At 64.4% G+C, this 17,056-nt stretch carries 16 protein-coding genes; 11 read left to right on the top strand and 5 right to left on the bottom strand.

Annotated elements, in window-relative coordinates; translation table 11 throughout:
• Positions 1-64 precede the first annotated feature (64 nt).
• The 6 genes from AC13C2_RS04605 to scpB all read left to right on the top strand — a co-directional run bounded on the left by AC13C2_RS04605 (position 65) and on the right by scpB (position 6,753).
• The gene (locus AC13C2_RS04605; RefSeq protein ID WP_092762574.1) at positions 65-1,201 is read left to right on the top strand and encodes a deoxyguanosinetriphosphate triphosphohydrolase; all 1,137 of its coding nucleotides are present in this window, start codon (positions 65-67) and stop codon (positions 1,199-1,201) included.
• A gap of 108 nt (positions 1,202-1,309) precedes the next feature.
• Positions 1,310-3,052, top strand: a complete 1,743-nt coding sequence (gene argS / locus AC13C2_RS04600; RefSeq protein WP_482886073.1) for an arginine--tRNA ligase — start codon at positions 1,310-1,312, stop codon at positions 3,050-3,052.
• A gap of 160 nt (positions 3,053-3,212) precedes the next feature.
• Complete coding sequence (locus AC13C2_RS04595) at positions 3,213-4,295, top strand: SPOR domain-containing protein (protein ID WP_474520490.1); 1,083 nt, start codon at positions 3,213-3,215, stop codon at positions 4,293-4,295.
• Between the two features lies 1 nt (position 4,296).
• Positions 4,297-5,283, top strand: coding sequence for a glycoside hydrolase family 3 N-terminal domain-containing protein (locus AC13C2_RS04590; protein WP_474520489.1), 987 nt, complete (start codon positions 4,297-4,299; stop codon positions 5,281-5,283).
• A gap of 10 nt (positions 5,284-5,293) precedes the next feature.
• Complete coding sequence (locus AC13C2_RS04585; RefSeq protein ID WP_423787137.1) at positions 5,294-6,103, top strand: segregation and condensation protein A; 810 nt, start codon at positions 5,294-5,296, stop codon at positions 6,101-6,103.
• Positions 6,100-6,753 (top strand): SMC-Scp complex subunit ScpB, encoded by a 654-nt coding sequence (scpB, locus tag AC13C2_RS04580; RefSeq protein ID WP_482886072.1) that lies wholly within the window; start codon positions 6,100-6,102, stop codon positions 6,751-6,753. Before AC13C2_RS04585 ends, scpB begins: the two co-directional genes overlap by 4 nt.
• Positions 6,754-6,937: 184 nt before the next feature.
• Here scpB and AC13C2_RS04575 read toward each other — a convergent pair whose 3' ends face one another.
• Together AC13C2_RS04575 and AC13C2_RS04570 are read right to left on the bottom strand one after the other, a co-directional pair.
• Positions 6,938-7,708: a TVP38/TMEM64 family protein gene (locus tag AC13C2_RS04575; RefSeq protein WP_482886071.1), complete on the bottom strand. Its 771-nt coding sequence runs from the start codon at positions 7,706-7,708 to the stop codon at positions 6,938-6,940.
• Positions 7,709-8,289: 581 nt separating this feature from the next.
• Positions 8,290-8,793 (bottom strand): DUF2478 domain-containing protein, encoded by a 504-nt coding sequence (locus AC13C2_RS04570; protein ID WP_482886070.1) that lies wholly within the window; start codon positions 8,791-8,793, stop codon positions 8,290-8,292.
• Positions 8,794-8,866: 73 nt separating this feature from the next.
• Between AC13C2_RS04570 and AC13C2_RS04565 the strand changes: the two genes are divergently transcribed.
• From AC13C2_RS04565 to AC13C2_RS04555, 3 genes are read left to right on the top strand one after another with little or no spacing between them, the layout of a single operon-like run.
• Positions 8,867-9,595 carry a 5-oxoprolinase subunit B family protein gene (locus tag AC13C2_RS04565; protein WP_482886069.1) on the top strand — a complete coding sequence of 243 codons (729 nt, stop codon included), beginning with the start codon at positions 8,867-8,869 and terminating at the stop codon, positions 9,593-9,595.
• Positions 9,592-10,563, top strand: a complete 972-nt coding sequence (locus AC13C2_RS04560; protein ID WP_092762588.1) for a 5-oxoprolinase subunit C family protein — start codon at positions 9,592-9,594, stop codon at positions 10,561-10,563. The genes AC13C2_RS04565 and AC13C2_RS04560 overlap by 4 nt, the downstream gene beginning before the upstream one ends.
• The gene (locus AC13C2_RS04555; RefSeq protein WP_482886068.1) at positions 10,563-11,333 is read left to right on the top strand and encodes a LamB/YcsF family protein; all 771 of its coding nucleotides are present in this window, start codon (positions 10,563-10,565) and stop codon (positions 11,331-11,333) included. Before AC13C2_RS04560 ends, AC13C2_RS04555 begins: the two co-directional genes overlap by 1 nt.
• Before the next feature lie 30 nt (positions 11,334-11,363).
• Here AC13C2_RS04555 and AC13C2_RS04550 read toward each other — a convergent pair whose 3' ends face one another.
• From AC13C2_RS04550 to AC13C2_RS04540, 3 genes are all read right to left on the bottom strand, one after another.
• Positions 11,364-12,131 carry an SseB family protein gene (locus AC13C2_RS04550; protein WP_482886067.1) on the bottom strand — a complete coding sequence of 256 codons (768 nt, stop codon included), beginning with the start codon at positions 12,129-12,131 and terminating at the stop codon, positions 11,364-11,366.
• Positions 12,128-12,706 (bottom strand): uracil-DNA glycosylase family protein, encoded by a 579-nt coding sequence (locus tag AC13C2_RS04545; RefSeq protein ID WP_482886066.1) that lies wholly within the window; start codon positions 12,704-12,706, stop codon positions 12,128-12,130. The genes AC13C2_RS04550 and AC13C2_RS04545 overlap by 4 nt, the downstream gene beginning before the upstream one ends.
• A 67-nt stretch (positions 12,707-12,773) precedes the next feature.
• Complete coding sequence (locus tag AC13C2_RS04540; protein ID WP_482886065.1) at positions 12,774-14,654, bottom strand: Hint domain-containing protein; 1,881 nt, start codon at positions 14,652-14,654, stop codon at positions 12,774-12,776.
• Positions 14,655-14,844: 190 nt separating this feature from the next.
• Between AC13C2_RS04540 and AC13C2_RS04535 the strand changes: the two genes are divergently transcribed.
• Both AC13C2_RS04535 and groL read left to right on the top strand, forming a co-directional pair.
• A complete protein-coding gene (locus tag AC13C2_RS04535) occupies positions 14,845-15,132 on the top strand; it encodes a co-chaperone GroES (protein WP_092762598.1) in 288 nt (95 codons plus the stop codon).
• Between the two features lie 39 nt (positions 15,133-15,171).
• Entirely contained in the window at positions 15,172-16,818 is a 1,647-nt protein-coding gene (groL, locus tag AC13C2_RS04530) for a chaperonin GroEL (RefSeq protein WP_482886064.1), read from the top strand.
• Positions 16,819-17,056 lie beyond the last annotated feature (238 nt).

Genomic DNA, 17,056 nt, shown 5'->3' with positions numbered 1-17,056 from the left:
GGGCTGTGCATCCGTTATGCGATAGATATATGGTCGCCAACCTTCCCTGCCAAGTGAGCCCTTTGTGACAGTTGCCTTTGCCTGCGATCCTGCCCGCACCCGCGGGCGGCTGTATCCCGAGGAGGAAAGCACATTCCGGTCGCCGTTTCAGCGGGATCGCGACCGGATCATCCATGCCAGCGCGTTCCGGCGGCTCAAGCACAAGACGCAGGTCTTCATCGAACATGAGGGCGATTACTTCCGCACCCGCCTGACGCATTCGATCGAAGTGGCGCAGGTGGCACGCACGATCAGCAAGCACCTTGGTCTGAACATGGAACTGACCGAGGGCGTGGCGCTGGCCCACGATCTTGGCCACACGCCGTTCGGTCATACCGGAGAGGAGGCGCTGAACCGGCTTATGACGCCCTATGGCGGCTTCGATCACAACGCGCAGGCCGTGCGGATCGTCACGCGGTTGGAGCGGCATTACGCCGAATGGGACGGGTTGAACCTGACATGGGAAACGCTTGAGGGCATCGCCAAGCACAACGGTCCCGTGCTGGACCCGGTGCCATGGGCGCTGGTCGAATACGACGCGCTGCACGATCTGGAATTGCACACGCATGCAAGCGCCGAAGCACAGGTCGCCGCGCTGTCCGATGACATTGCTTATAACAACCACGACCTGCACGACGGGTTGCGGGCGGAGCTGTTTTCAACCGACGATCTGGCCGAACTGCCGATCCTGCGGGATTGTTTTGCCGAGGTGGATATCAAGTATCCCGGTCTGAACTACTATCGCCGCAGACATGAAGCCCTGCGCCGGTTCTTCGGTGTCCTGGTCGAGGATGTGATCCGCGTGACCGAAGGCAACCTTCGCGATCTGGCACCGCAATCGCCCGAAGATATCCGTGCGGCGGGTCGGATGATGGTGCAGTTCTCGCCCGCGCTCTGGTCCGACCTGAAGGTCATCCGCGCGTTTCTGTTTGAACGGATGTATCGCGCGCCCACGGTTATTGCGATGCGCGAACAGGTGACGCAGGTGGTCGACGACCTGTTCCCGTGGTTCATGGCGCATACGGACGATCTGCCCAAGCAATGGCGCAAGGACGTGGAGGAAGCCGACGACGAAAGCGCGCTGGCCCGCATCGTGTCCGATTACATCGCCGGCATGACGGATCGGTTCGCATTGCAAAGTCATGAAACGCTGATCGGCTGAGCGCGAAGAACCACGGGAACATGGGCGAAGTTTTGCGGATTCGCCCCGACCATTGAGAACGGCCGCAAGCGGCGGTAAAGGGGCGGAACCCCGCTAGGACCGACTGCAATGAACCTGTTTTCCGATATTCGTGCCCTGACCATCGACACCCTGTCCGCGATGACGCGCGACGGCATCCTGCCCGACGGCCTTGATACCGCGAACGTCACGGTGGAGCCGCCGCGCGATGCGGCGCATGGCGACATGGCGACCAATGCGGCGATGGTGCTGGCGAAACCGGCGGGAATGAAGCCGCGCGATATCGCCGGTAATCTGGCCACACGGCTGACCGCCGACCCCCGCGTGGCCAGTGCCGAGGTGGCGGGACCGGGGTTCCTGAATATCCGGCTGGATCCGTCGGTCTGGATGCAGATCGTGGGCGAGGTGCTGGCGCAGGGCACGGCTTTCGGGCGGTCGAACATGGGAAATGGCGCGCGGGTCAATGTCGAATACGTCAGCGCCAACCCGACCGGGCCGCTGCACGTCGGGCACACACGGGGCGCGGTATTCGGCGATGCGCTGGCTTCTCTACTGGCATTTTCGGGCCATGACGTCACCCGTGAATACTACATCAATGATGCGGGTGCGCAGGTCGATGTGCTGGCACGCTCGGTCTATAATCGGTATCTCGAGGCGCATGATCTCAGCGTGGATTGGCCCGAAGGCACATATCCGGGCGACTACCTGATCGAAGTGGGCGAGGCGCTCAAGGCCAAGGTTGGCGACGCCTATGTAGACAAGGACGAACAGGTCTGGCTGGCCGAAATCCGCGAATTCTCGACCGATGCCATGATGACGCTGATCCGCGCCGATCTGGCGCTGTTGGGCGTCGAGATGGACGTGTTCTCGTCCGAGAAGGCGCTCTATGGCACCGGACAGATCGAAGCCGCGATCGCCGCGCTGGACGCCAAGGGCCTGATCTATCGCGGCACTCTGGAGCCGCCCAAGGGAAAGTTGCCCGAAGACTGGGAGCCGCGGGAGCAGACGCTGTTCAGATCGACTGACTACGGTGACGACGTCGACCGTCCGATCCGGAAATCCGATGGTGGCTGGACGTATTTCGCGCCCGACATCGCGTATCATTACGACAAGACGCAGCGCGGGTTCGACGCGCTGATCGACGTGTTCGGGGCGGATCATGGCGGCTATGTCAAACGGATGAAGGCGGCGGTCGCGGCGCTGACCGACGGGCGCGTGCCGCTGGATATCAAGCTGACGCAACTGGTGAAGCTGACCCGCGGTGGCGAGCAGCTGAAGATGTCCAAGCGGGCAGGGACGTTCGTGACGCTGGCGGACGTGGTCGACATGGTCGGTCGGGACGTCACCCGATTCGTCATGCTGACCCGCAAGAACGACGCGCCGCTGGATTTCGACATCGACAAGGTGCTGGAACAGTCGAAGGACAACCCGGTCTTCTATGTCCAGTATGCCCACGCCCGCGTATGTTCGGTGCTGCGAAAGGCAACCGAGTCGGGGATGGACGTGTCCGATGCTGCGCTCATATCCGCCGACCTGTCACATCTTCGCCACGAAGCTGAACAGGCGTTGGCGGCCAAGGTGGCGGAATGGCCCCGGCTGGTCGAGATCGCCGCGCGCACCCACGAGCCGCACCGTGTGGCCTTCTATTTATATGAACTGGCGTCCGCGCTGCATGGTCACTGGAATCGCGGCAATGACGATCCGTCACTGCGATTCCTGCAAGATGACGCCAATGTCAGTCGCGCAAAGATCGCACTGGCCCGGTCCGTGGCCGTTGTAATTGCGGCTGGTCTGGGTATTCTGGGCGTCGAACCTGCGAATGAAATGCGCTGAAGACCCTGAAAGGGCTGAGCGTCGCAGGCGATTGAGAGGCGGACAGCGGGGTCAACCCCGCGTCCATCGGTGAGATGAGATTCGGGTAGCAGCCGGATCTTGATGGCAGTGACACACAACCTCCGGGGCAACGCCGCGTCGGAAGGTGGAGGGCAGGCACATGGCGGATTTCGACTATTACGGCGCCGACTACGGCGCGGAAGAGCCTTCTCGCGTTATGGAGGCCGTGCGCAATTTCGGCTTTGCGAACTGGGCCGGGGCGCTGACCTCGCTGGGGCTGACAGCCGGAATGGCGGTCTGGGCTATCGACCTGACGTTCCGTGATGTGTCGGGCGTGCCCGTCATCGCGGCACTGGAGGGTCCGATGCGCGTGGCCCCGAAAGACCCAGGCGGCACAGTTGCCCCGTTTCAGGGTATGGCCCTGTCCGACATCACGTCCGGTGGCGTGGCGGCCCCGGCCCCGGACCAGATCGTGCTGGCCCCGCCGCCCGTCACGCTGAACGCGCCGGCCCTGGCTGAGCGTATGGCCACCGCCGAAGCTTCACAGAGTGTGGCATACGCGGCTGCCGTTGCAGCATCCGAGGCCGACGAGCCACAGGTGACCCCTGGTCAGACGGCTGAAATCGCCGCGCCCGAGCGACTGGAAAGTCTTGAACTGGCCTCGGTCGAGGCCGATGCGGATCAGGTGCTTGTCGGGGCGAGCGCACCGGTCGAGCAGGTTGTTGTGACACCGGCTGTCACGACCGCACCGTCCGAGCCCGTGGCCGCTGTTGTGTCAGCAAAAGCATCCGGCATCTCCCAGTCGTCGCGCCCCCGCCAGCGTCCCGCCGGTCAGCGACCTGCTGCCCTGCGCAACGGTCCCGCCACGGTCCCGACCGAGGCCCCGGCGCAGTCGGAAGGCACGCGTGTCGCGTCTATCGAAACCTCTGTTCCGGCTTCGGCTCCGGCCCCGGTCGTGTCCTCGCGGGATGTCGACCCGTCCACCATCAAGCCGGGCACGCGCGTCGTACAACTCGGTGCTTTTGGCAGCGAGAGCGTCGCGCGCAGCGAATGGGACCGTCTGGAAGGTCGTTTTCGCGCCTACATGGTCGGCAAGGGTCGGATGATCCAGAAGGCCAACTCGGGCGGACGCGATTTCTGGCGGCTGCGCGTCGTCGGGTTCGACGACAGTTCGGACGCGCGCCGGTTCTGTGCCGAATTGCTGGCAAAAGACGCCGCCTGCATCCCCGTCACTGTCCGCTGACATGCCCGCCGGGGCCTTTATCCTTGGGTGTGAAGGCCCCGACCTAAATGCCAGGGAGGCGGCATTTTTCCGCGATTGCGACCCCTGGGGCTTCATCCTGTTCGCCCGCAATGTCGATACCCCGGATCGGTTGCGCGCCCTGACGGCATCCCTCCGCGACGCCCTGGGCCGCGATGCCCCGATCCTGATCGATCAGGAAGGCGGACGCGTTCAACGCCTCGGCCCGCCGTTCTGGACGCGCTGGTCCCGACCTCTGACGCAGATGTGCAGGGCCTCGGACCCGGAGCGCGCGATGTTCCTTCGCGCCACGCTGATCGCGCGCGAATTGCGCAACGTCGGCATCGACGTGAACTGCACGCCGACCGCCGATATCGCAACCGAGATTACGCATCCCTTCCTGTTGTCCCGGCTCTATGGAGATAGCGTCGAAACCGTTTCCGCGCGCGCGCGCGCCAACGCCGAAGGCTGCCTTCAGGGGGGCGTTCTGCCGGTGATGAAGCATATTCCGGGGCACGGGCGTGCCAATGTCGACAGCCATCTGGGTCTGCCGCGTGTCGATACCTCCTGTGAAGACCTGCGCGTTACGGATTTCGAGGTCTTCCGCCGACTGAACGACCTGCCGTTGGGAATGTCGGCGCATGTCGTCTATTCCGACATCGACACCGCCCCCGGCACGATTTCCGCCGCTGTTATCGCTGAAGTGCGCGGTGGCATCGGGTTTGACGGCCTTCTGATGACCGACGATATCAGCATGGCGGCACTGCCGGGTGACATGGCCAGCCGGTGCAAGGCGTCGATCGCGGCGGGGTGTGACGTGATCCTGCATTGCAACGGCGAATGGGACGACATGGCGGCGGTGGCGGAAAACACGCCTTGCCTGTCGGATATGGGTCAGACCCGCGCCGACCGCGCCCTGTCGATGCGTGCTGCCCCGGTCGAGCTTGACATCAAGGCAGCCCATGCGGAACTTGACGCCCTCATGTCCTGAGGGGACGCGCGTGGCCGACGAACTTGCAGACGACTTCATCGAAGGCCCGGCCCGTGACCCCGATCCGGACACGGTTGCCGAACGTCTGGCCGCCGAGGCGCTGATCGTCGATGTCGATGGGTTCGAGGGGCCGCTGGACCTTTTGCTGACGCTGGCGCGGACGCAGAAGGTCGACCTGCGCACGATCTCGGTCCTGCAACTGGCCCGGCAATATCTGGTTTTCGTCGAAAAGGCGCGGGAATTGCGGCTGGAGCTTGCGGCCGACTATCTGGTCATGGCCGCCTGGCTGGCCTTCCTGAAGTCGCGCCTTCTGTTGCCGCCCGACCCCGAGGATGAAGGGCCAAGCGCCGAAGATCTGGCGGCGCATCTGGCGTTTCAGCTGGAACGACTTGAGGCGATGCGCACTGCCGCCGCCCGACTCATGGCCCGCGATCAGCTGGGCCGGGATGTCTTTGCCCGTGGCGAGCCGCAAGGGTTGGAACGATCGCGCAGGGTGGTCTGGACGGCGACACTGCTGGACCTGATGCAGGGTTATGCCCGTCTGAGGACGCGAGACGATTTCCGCCCCTTCGTCATGGACCGCGACGGCGTTTTTACCATGGAGGAGGCGCTGTTGCATCTGCGTCCGCTGATCGGCGCAACCCTGGACTGGGCCGACCTGATGTCATTTTTACCCGATGGCTGGGACGGCGATCAGGCGCGGCGACGCTCGGCCACTGCCTCGACCTTTGCCGCGACGCTTGAACTGGCCAAGAACGGACGGCTTGAATTGCAGCAGACCGATATGTTCGGACCGATCCGTATTCGGGGGACGGCGTGAGGGACGGTGAAACCACCAGACCCGAGACCCTGTTCGAGGCACCGCCGCTGGCCGAACAGGAACGGATGGTCGAGGCGATCCTGTTCGCCTCCGCCACACCGGTCACGGTGGGCGAGTTACACGCCCGCCTGCCGCACGGCTGCGACGCGCCCGCCGCGTTGGAGCAGTTGGCGAAACGATATGACGGACGGGGCGTACGGGTGGCGCGCGTGGGCGATGCCTGGGCGATCCGCACCGCGGCGGACCTTGCGTTTCTGATGACGCGCGAGACGGTCGAGACCCGCAAGCTGAGCCGGGCGGCGGTCGAGACGCTGGCCATCGTCGCCTATCACCAGCCCGTCACACGCGCCGAGATTGAAGAAATCCGCGGCGTTTCGGTCAGCAAGGGCACGGTCGAGCAGTTGATGGAACTGGACTGGATCAGGCTGGGCCAGCGCCGCAACACGCCGGGGCGGCCTGTGACTTTCGTCGTGACACGGGGTTTCCTCGACCATTTCGGCCTTTCGTCCCCGCGCGATCTGCCGGGCCTGAAGGAATTGCGCGGCGCCGGTTTGCTGGACAGCTCCCCACGCCCGGACGATGTGCCGGACACCGAAGAAGACGCGACCGACGACATGTTCGAACGCTCCCCGCCTGAACAGGAAGGCTGAAGCCAGGGGGGACAGTTCAGTCCCTGTTGCAACTTTGGTCGGCCGGTTTCGACCGGGTCTTGCATCCGATCAGAACGGCCACGGCCAGCGGCACAGCAATTTCCGTGGTGAAAATACATGTTTCGCCGTGCCTGCGGAGGCCAATCTGTTGCGCTTTGCGCAGGAGGTCGAAAGGCGGGGGCGTTCAGTTGTCGGGGAGAGTCGGTTTGGATTCCGGACGTATGGCATTGTCGGCAAGGGGCTGGGCCGGTCCGGTCTTGTGAAACCCGGCACGCCGCATCTCGCGCGTGGCGACCCGGCCCAGCCAGATCACCATCAATCCGAAGGCCAGCAAACCGCCGCCGCCCAGCATCAGTTGTGCCCGGCTTGCCCCGACAGTGGCCAGCCCGCCCATTTCACCGATCCAGACCATGGCCAAAGTGCCCGGTGCCAGTCCTGCCGTCGTCGCTAGAAGATATGTCCAGGGTCGCACGGCCGTAAACCCCAGTAACCAGTTCTGTGCCGTGAACGGCAGGATCGGCGTCAATCGAAGCAGCACGACGAAGACCAGACTGTTCTGGGCGATTGCCCGGTCGGCGGCGCGGACGCGGGGTCCGTCGATCCGGCGCATCAGGGGCGCGCGCAGCCAGTGTCGACCGATAAGAAAGGGTGGAATCGCACCGAGGATACTGCCCAGCATCGAAAGCGGATATCCCCACCAGCCGAATGCCAACCCGCCGACCACCGACATCGCCGCCGCAGGCAGCGGCAGGATTACGACAACCACATAGGCCAGGACGAAAACCACGATCCCGTATGTGCCGTGCGACTTGACCCAATCGCGCAGAATCGGAACCCAGTCGCCCCAAGGCAGCAACCACATGCCCAAGGCGATCACGACCAACAGCACAGGCCAGAGCCAGATGTGCCAGGCCTTGATCGGCGTCGCGGCGGGAGAAGGGCTGGGGTATGGCATCGTGGGCACGTCCTAGGCTTCCATGCGGCACCGCCGCAAGGGCTGAGCGGCGAAGTGTCGTGTTTGTAATGCGCGACAAGATCCCATGTTCGGGCAATGCGGGGAAGCCGGGGCCGGATGTTCGGCGAATCAAGTGTCGGTACATCGATCCGGGTTGCAGGTATGTTCCAATTGCATGGTCGACAGACTTGCCGCCTATCTTCGCCTGGACGCGCGGGGCGGTGAAGTTGGCCGAGACGCAGTCTGCCGCTCGTTGCGACGGTCCTTTCCTGGTCCGGGCCAAGGGCATTTGGCAGCCTGCCGGGCGATGGCGCAATACTCCAGACCGCGCAGAATTTTGCCGCACTGCCGACCGCCTGAGGCGTCACACGTCTGGCTTCTGAAATGTGGCGCAATTGATCGACACCTTGGGCGAGGTCGCGGCCAGACGGGTTCACCGTATTTCGCGCCCAATGGGTATTCGATGCCGGGTTCGCTCGGACTGCCACCGGCCTTCGAATACCCATTCGGGATCGACTTTTCTGTGTGTCGAGCGCGACGGGTCGTTCGCACTGCAGATCAAGGCCTTTCGAAATGGTCTGTCAGGCCTGTCGCGCCGCGATCCAGTCAAGCAACACCGTTGCGTCCGCCTTCAAGGCATCCGCCGTCCCCCCCGTGAACATCTGCAAAGCGTCGAGGTTTAGCGGGTTCACCCCGACCAGCACGTCGGCGCCTGTCTCCAGCGCGGCGGCGATCACCGGACGGAACCCGCGGCCCGAGGCTTCCTGTTTGCCGAACTTGTTGACGATCAGCAGGTCCACACCCTGTGCCAGACATGCTTCGGCAGCGGCGACGGCGGTTTCCAGCCCTTCGGCATCCAGCCGACAGCCCCGTGCCTCGCGGCCCAGCGATTGGCTGATGCGGATGACCGGGCCATCGGGCAGTACGACCGCGTCCATGTCGCAGCGGGCGCAGCCCGGCCGGTCGCTGTTGATCTGCACGATCCCGGCGACGCGATGGCCCTGCGCGATGGCCGCCAGGGCCACGCGATGTAAAAGGGGATCAAGCTCTCCGCGACCTTCGGTCATGGTATAGGCAAGGCGCATGGGCCTTGGTTCCACGGGCCGCCCGGCGGTGCAAGGCTTGACGCGGCCTGCACGGCAAGCGACCCATGGCCGGATGTCAGAACATTTCCCCCGGATCGAGCCATTGGGCGAAGCGGCACTTTTGCTGCGTTTCGCCCCAACGCTGGATGACCGCGCCAATCGCGCCTGCGTCGCTTTTCGCGCCGGGTTGGAGGCCGAGCCGATAACAGGTGTGGTCGAAACCGCATCGTCCCTCGGGTCGGTGCTGGTGCGATACGAAGGTGACCCTGAGGCGCTGGAGGCTGCGCTCACCGATCGCCTGAACGCCCGCGACTGGTCGCAGATCGCGCCGCCCGCCCGCCGCTTGTGGCGCATCCCCTGCAGCTATGGCGGCGACGATGGCCCACAGCTGGAGGAGGCCGCCGCGATGGCCGGACTGTCGCAGGCCGATGCCATTGCGGCGCTGTCGTCAGCGCGGGTGCGGGTTCTGGCATTGGGGTTCGTGCCGGGCATGCCCTACACCGGAATATTACCGCCTGAATGGGACCTGCCGCGTCAGACGGGCTTGACGCCGAAGGTTCCCGAAGGCGCGCTGGTCACGGCGGTCCGGCAGCTTGTCCTGTTCGGGACCGAGGCACCGACGGGCTGGCGTCAGGTCGGTCGCACGCTGTTCGTGTGTTTCGACCCGTCGCGGGACCGTCCCATCGCGCTGACACCGGGGGATGAAGTGATATTTCCCGCCGTTTCCATGTCGGAATTGCGGGATGAGGCTGCCGCTGATCCCGACCGCCACGGCGGTGCGACGTTCGAGGTTTTGCCATGATCGAAGTTCTGTCCTGCGGCCCGATGGTGACAATTCAGGATCGCGGCCGCGCGGGTTATCTGACTCAGGGGCTGGCCCATGGCGGGGCCGCCGACCAGCATGCGCTGGACGATGCCGACGCCCTTCTGGGTCAGGTCGGCGCGGGGATCGAGACACCGGGATCGCCGTTGTGTCTGCGCGCCCACGGGGCCACGACCGTTGCGCTGACCGGGGCACCGATGCGCGCCGACATGGATGGCCGCGCGGTGGCTTGGAATACCGCCCAGACGCTGGAGGACCAAGCAACGCTGAACCTGCGGCCAAGCGGGCAGGGGGTATACTCCTACGTCCACGTTCCCGGTGGTTTCCAGACCGAAACGATGCTGGGCAGTCGCGCCGCGCACCTGATTGCCAATATCGGCAAACCGCTGACCGCGGGCGACCGTCTGCCCGGCATGCCACAGGTGCTGCGGCCCCGGAAGGTCGCGGCGAGCGAGCGGCTGGGCGGCGGGCTTCTGCGGCTGCTGCCGACACCGCAGACACGGCTGTTTCCCGAAGCGGAACTGGCCCGCTTCGCCGACACGGCATTTACCCGCGATATGCGCGGCAATCGGCAGGGCGTCAGGCTGTCGATGAATGGACCGGGCTTCGCGACCGAAGCACAGCTGAACCTGCTGTCGGATTTCATCCTGCCGGGCGATGTGCAGATGACCGGCGATGGCGTGCCGTATATCCTTGGGCCAGAATGTCAGACGACCGGCGGCTATCCGCGGATCGGCACGGTGATTTCCGCTGACATGCCGCGGGCCATGCAGGCAGTGCCGGGGGCGAAATTGCGGTTCCGGTTCGTGACACTGGCCGAGGCGCGCGCGGCCCGGTCCAAACGCCCCGAGGTGTCGCCGCTGGTCCGCGATCCGTCCGAGATCACGGACCTGCTAAGCCTGCAACTGATCGGCGGCGTGATGTCCGCCCGCGACGGAGATAGCTGATGCGCATCGATCTGAATGCCGACATGGGCGAAGCCTTCGGCGACTGGCGGATGGGGAACGACGGCGCGTTGCTGGACATCGTGACCTCGGCCAACGTCGCTTGTGGGGCGCATGCCGGGGACTGGGACGTGATGGCACGGACGATGACGCAGGCCCGCGACAGGGGGGTCGGCATCGGGGCGCATCCGGGATTTCCCGACCTTCAGGGGTTTGGTCGGCGGCGCATGTCGATGCCCGGAGAGAGCCTTGCCAATCTTGTCATATGGCAATTCGGCGCGGCGCGCGGCATGGCGGCGGCGTTGGGCACACAGGTCCGTCATTTCAAACTGCATGGTGCGATGGCGAACATGGCCTCCGAAGACATCGAGATGGCGCGCGCGGCGTATTCCGCGGCCTTGCGCGTCGATCCGGACGTCATCCTGCTGGTTCTGGCGGGCACGGCGCAGGAGGCGGCGGCCAGATCACTGGACGCACGCTGGGCGGGCGAGATATTCGCCGACCGGGGCTACAACGACGATGCCACGCTGGTGACACGCGGCCAACCGGGTGCAATGGTGCATGACCCGAATGATGCGGCTGCGCGGATGGTGGCCTTCGTGAAGTCCGCGGCGATCATCGCCAATTCGGGCCGACAGATCCCTGCGGCCTGCGACTCTATCTGCCTGCATGGCGACGGTCCCGATGCGGTTGCCATTGCCCGAGCCGTGCGCGCCGGGCTGGAGACCGAAGGCATCACGCTGGCCCCGATGCAGGGACACCGCCCATCGTGACCGCGATATTCTGAAATGACGAAGCGGGCGCTAACGCAAACGCGGCGGCGCATCCGTGCCGGGTGCCGTGGGCGTCGCGGGCGCGTCCGGCACCGGCAGATCTATCCGCAGGCCATGCCGGGCGAGTGTTGCGGCCAGGGGGTGCGCAGCGCGCAGGAAGGTCACGTCGATCTGGCCGGCATCGAGACCTGAGAACACCAGCGCCTCGGACACCGCGCGCGCCAGATCGCCTTCGGCCCCCGGCACGACATCGACAAATCCCAGAATGTGACCCCGCGCGCCGCCCTCATAGGCGACACCGGCCAGGTATCCGGTGCGGGCCAATCCGACGGCCAGCCCCAGTTTGCCGTCCAACGCCGTCAGCAGGGCGTCGGGGATGTCACCGGGGGAGGAGACCTCCTGAATGCGGGCTTCGGTCTCTTCGGGCTGATGGGCGAGCGTCCTGTTCAGCCAGCGCAGGGCCTCAGGGTCCAGCAGTTGAGCCGATGGCGCGTCTTCGAGGTTGAGGCCGAGACCCAGGTTTTCGGAGGCCAGCATGGTCGCCAACCGACGGCCAGACAGCGTGGCGGTGGCTGCGGCCCCGGCGAAATCGGTCAGGCGGTCCGGAAGGTCGAAGGCGAGGACATAGCGCGTGCCCTCGATCTCGAACAGGCGAGGGGTGATCGTGCCGTCGCGGCTATCGCCGTCGTCCAGCAACAGGTGCAGCTCTGCTTCGGCGAGACGTTCGAAAAAGGTCAGGCGGGCGGTGTCGGTGCCGTCGTCTTCCGCTGCGAGATGGGCGCGATCAAGGGGGGTCATGTCAGGGCATCCTTGATGGCGCGGCGCAGGGCAGGCAAGGTATCGGCCTCGAACCAGGGGTGACGTCTGAGCCATCCGGTATTGCGCCATGACGGATGGGGCAAGCAGAAGATGCCGGGCGCGCGGCTGCGCCAGTCGCGAACCCGGTCGGTGACACGGCCTTTTCCCAGATGCCATTCCTGCGCATAACCGCCGATCAGCAACGTGACCTTTGGCGAGCCGACATGGTCGAGGGCAGCGGCGCGCCACATTCTGGCGCAAATGCGAGGTGGCGGCAGGTCCGATCCCTTGATGTCGTAACCGGGAAAGCAGAACCCCATCGGCACGATCGCCACCTTGTCGCGGTTCCAGAACGTCTCGCCATCCACCCCCATCCAGTCGCGCAGCCGCACGCCAGATGGGTCGTCAAAAGGTTTGCCGGATGTATGCGCGCGCAGTCCGGGTGCCTGGCTGGCCACGACGATCGGCGCGCCGGGCCGGAACCAGACAACGGGACGAGGCAAATGCGCCGTCGCAGTAGCGGCAAAGCGCTCTGCGCAGTGGCGGCAGGCGGCGATCTCATCGGGTAAATCCATGCGCCGACAGCTAGCGGCGTCAGGGGGATAGACAAGTCGGCTGCGAAAGACTTGCGACGAGGTCGTGTCAGGATGTGCCAGCCACCGCCACGGCTTGTGCGGCACTGCAGAGTCCCGTTCGGATGGCCTGTCGCGACAGTTGGCGCAGGTTCGAACGCCGCGCAGTTCGAAGCGTCTGGACGAAGGCGGCGCTTGCCGGGAGCATTTGCAGGAGAGCCCGCCCTGCCGTCGTGTTGGGGCCGGGGCGGAACGACTCGGACCACAGGCCGTCGACCGAGACCAGCGCATGCCGGTCCAGAAGCAGATGGAGATAGGTCAGGCCTTGCGCGCCGCCACGCGACCGATGACCACATTTCCCGATTTCCACGATATGGCGCGCACGGATCAGGGCAGGCCCGTCCGGCAGATCGCAGCGCAGACCGTGCTGGGCCGATACGACCGAGCGCCTTAGGGGAAGACCATTGCCCAGACATCCGCGCGGCAGGACGACGGCCCGCAATTCAGGCCGGTCGGCGATCTGTTCGGCTGTCAGCCGGGTGCGCAGCAGCGCGCGCAGGGGCAGGGAACCGTGGTCGCGGGTGGCGATGCGGTCGCCAACCTGCAGATCCTCGATCCGGCATGGGCCCTCATCGGTCAGGATGCGGCTGCCGGGCGTGAAGCAGGCGGGGGTGGAATGCGCCTCGTCCGGGTCCGAAGCCTCGTGGCCGCTGACGCGGGCGCGCAGGTCCTCTTCGGTGATGTTGGTGTGCTGATACTGAGTGAAATCCAGGGTCAGGCTGTCGTCGGGATTGCCGTCCCTGATCGTGATCTTCCAGATTTTCGGGTTTTCCGTCGCCGTGAAGATCAGGTCATCCTGATTCATCCCGTCGGAGAGGTCGATGAAATCGGTTGCCGGATCGAAGCCGGTAACCGTGTCATTCCCGTATCCGTCACCCCAGCCGATGGTGGAGATGCCGCCACCGGTGCCGTTGAATTCGATCAGATCATTACCGCTGCCACCGTCGACATAGTTGTCACCATTCCCGGCGACGATGCTGTCGCCTCCGGCCCCGCCGTAGATCGTGTCATTGTCATCCCCGCCGGTTATGCGGTCGTCGCCGCCGCCGCCGGAGAGTTCGTTCTGGCCGGACCCGCCCTCAATCGTATCGTCGTCCGTGCCGCCGTGAATGGTGTCGTCGCCACCGCCGCCCGCCAGGTTGTTGCGGCCCGAACCTCCATCGATACTGTCATCGCCGCCGCCGGCCAGGACCGTGTCATCGCCATCGCCGCCATCGACGGTATTCTGGCCGCCGCCCACGTCAATGTCGTCGTTGCCGGTGCCGCCACGGATCGTATCGTCTCCGTCTCCGGCAGTAATCGTGTCATCGCCCGCGCCGCCGTCGACGGAATTGCGCCCATCGCCTGCACGAATGCAGTCGTTGCCGCCTTCACCCATGAGAATGTCACTGCCCGCACCGCCATCCAGCGTGTCGCTGCCATCCCCGCCCGAGAGACCGTCGTCACCTTCTCCGCCGTCGATACTGTCGTTGCCCGCTTCGCCCCAGAGCTGGTCGTTTCCGCCGCCGCCGCGAACTGTGTCGTCATCCGATCCGGCGGCAACGCTGTCGTCGCCGTCGCCGCCCTCGATGCTGTCGCGGCCGTCCTGACCCCATATCCGATCATCGCCATTGCCGCCTTTTATCGTGTCCGCACCATGTCCGCCGACAAGCGCATCATCGCCTTCGCCGCCGTCGATGGAATCATTGCCATCCTCGCCCCAGACGGTGTCGTTGCCATCGCCGCCTTCCAGCGTGTCATTGCCACGGCCCCCCCGGATCGAGTCGTGACCGCCGTTTCCGCGCAATCTGTCGTTGCCATCCCCACCCTTGATGGTGTCGTTGCCTTTGCCACCATCTTCGCTTTCGTGTTGATCGGACTTCGCGCTGCCCCTGGAATTCTCGCCTGTCATGACCGGGCCCTCCGTTGAGAACACCTTCGGACGGGGTCATGAACAAAGCCTGAAGCGAGCTTGGGTCTTTAATTAAATGTCTTGGTATCCGGACCCGTTGACACCCTGATTTCAAGCGCCTACCTACCCGTCGTTGGCACTCCCTACAGGTGAGTGACAAAGAGAAACATCTAACTGAAAGGCTGACGCAATGGCTTTCAAACCGCTGCAGGACCGCGTTCTGGTCCGCCGTGTCGAATCCGACGAAAAGACCAAGGGCGGTCTCATCATTCCAGACACCGCCAAGGAAAAGCCCGCCGAGGGCGAGATCGTGTCTGTGGGCGAAGGCGCCCGCAAGGATTCGGGCGAGTTGATCGCCCCGTCGGTCAAGGCCGGCGACAAGATCCTGTTCGGCAAATGGTCGGGCACCGAAGTTCAGATCGACGGCGAAGACCTGCTGATCATGAAAGAGTCGGACATTCTCGGCATTATGGCCTGAAGAACGTCCTGTAAAACATTAAAATTCTAGGAGAATAACATGGCTGCTAAGGACGTGAAATTCGACGCCGATGCCCGCAATCGTATTCTGAAAGGCGTCAACATCCTGGCCGACGCTGTCAAGGTCACGCTGGGCCCCAAGGGTCGTAACGTGGTTCTGGACAAGTCGTTCGGTGCCCCCCGCATCACCAAGGACGGTGTGTCTGTCGCTAAAGAGATCGAGCTTGAGGACAAGTTCGAGAACATGGGCGCGCAGATGGTCAAGGAAGTCGCCTCCCGGACCAACGACGAGGCCGGTGACGGCACCACCACCGCGACGGTTCTGGCCCAGGCCATCGTCAAGGAAGGCATGAAGTCGGTCGCAGCGGGCATGAACCCGATGGACCTGAAGCGCGGCATCGACCTGGCCACTGCCAAGGTCGTCGAGGCCATCAAGGCCGCCGCCCGTGACGTGACCGACAGCGACGAAGTCGCACAGGTCGGCACCATCTCGGCCAACGGCGAAGCGGAAATCGGTCGTCAGATCGCCGACGCAATGCAGAAAGTCGGCAACGAGGGTGTCATCACCGTAGAAGAGAACAAAGGCCTCGAGACCGAGACCGATGTCGTCGAAGGCATGCAGTTCGACCGTGGCTACCTGTCGCCGTACTTCGTGACCAATGCCGACAAGATGACCGCCGAACTGGAAGACGTGATTATCCTGCTGCACGAGAAGAAGCTCTCGTCGCTGCAGCCGATGGTTCCGCTTTTGGAGCAGGTGATTCAGTCGCAGAAGCCGCTGCTGATCATTGCTGAAGACGTCGAAGGCGAGGCCTTGGCCACGCTGGTCGTGAACAAGCTGCGCGGTGGCCTGAAGATTTCGGCCGTCAAGGCTCCGGGCTTCGGTGATCGTCGCAAGTCGATGCTGCAGGATATCGCGATCCTGACCGGTGGTCAGGTCATCTCGGAAGATCTGGGCATGAAGCTGGAAAACGTGACCATGGACATGCTGGGCTCCGCCAAGCGCGTCTCGATCACGAAGGACACGACGACCATCGTGGACGGTTCCGGTGAGAAAGCCGAGATCGAAGCCCGCGTCAGCCAGATCCGTCAGCAGATCGAGGAAACCACCTCGGACTACGACCGTGAAAAGCTGCAGGAACGTGTTGCCAAGCTGGCAGGCGGCGTTGCTGTCATCCGCGTCGGCGGCATGACCGAGACCGAAGTGAAGGAGCGTAAGGACCGTGTCGATGACGCGCTGAACGCGACCCGTGCTGCGGTTCAGGAAGGCATCGTCGTTGGCGGTGGTGTTGCTCTGGTTCAGGCCGGCAAGACGCTGGTGGATATGACCGGTGCGAACAACGATCAGACGGTCGGCATCTCGATCGTGCGCAAGGCTCTCGAAGCTCCGCTGCGTCAGATCGCCGAAAACTCCGGTGTCGATGGCTCGGTCGTTGCGGGCAAGGTTCGTGAAAGCAACGATCCCAAGTTCGGGTTCAACGCGCAGACCGAAGAATATGGCGACATGTTCAAGTTCGGCGTCATCGACCCGGCCAAGGTCGTTCGTCACGCCTTGCAGGATGCGGCTTCGATCGCCGGTCTGCTGATCACCACGGAAGCCATGGTTGCCGATAAACCCGAGAAGCCGGGTGCCGGTGGCGGCGGCGGCGGCATGCCCGACATGGGCGGCATGGGCGGCATGATGTAAGACGGCTTTCCACAGGAAAGTCTGTCGATGCGGCGGCAGCGTCCCGGCCATGCCGGGGCGCGAAAGCCGCCCGCCGGTCAAATGAAATCGCGCTGATTGGCGCAAAGCAATGGCCCCCGTCACGGGGGCCTTTGTCGTGAAAGCTTCCGGCATCTCGACCAGCCTGAATTCATTTCTTCGAACACGCGGAACCATGCCGAAGGCAGGAAGCCCGAGGGAACCGCGCAGGGGGGTCTTT

Source organism: Jannaschia sp. L-14R (assembly GCF_056857695.1).
This window is presented reverse-complemented; position numbering and strand designations above follow the sequence as displayed.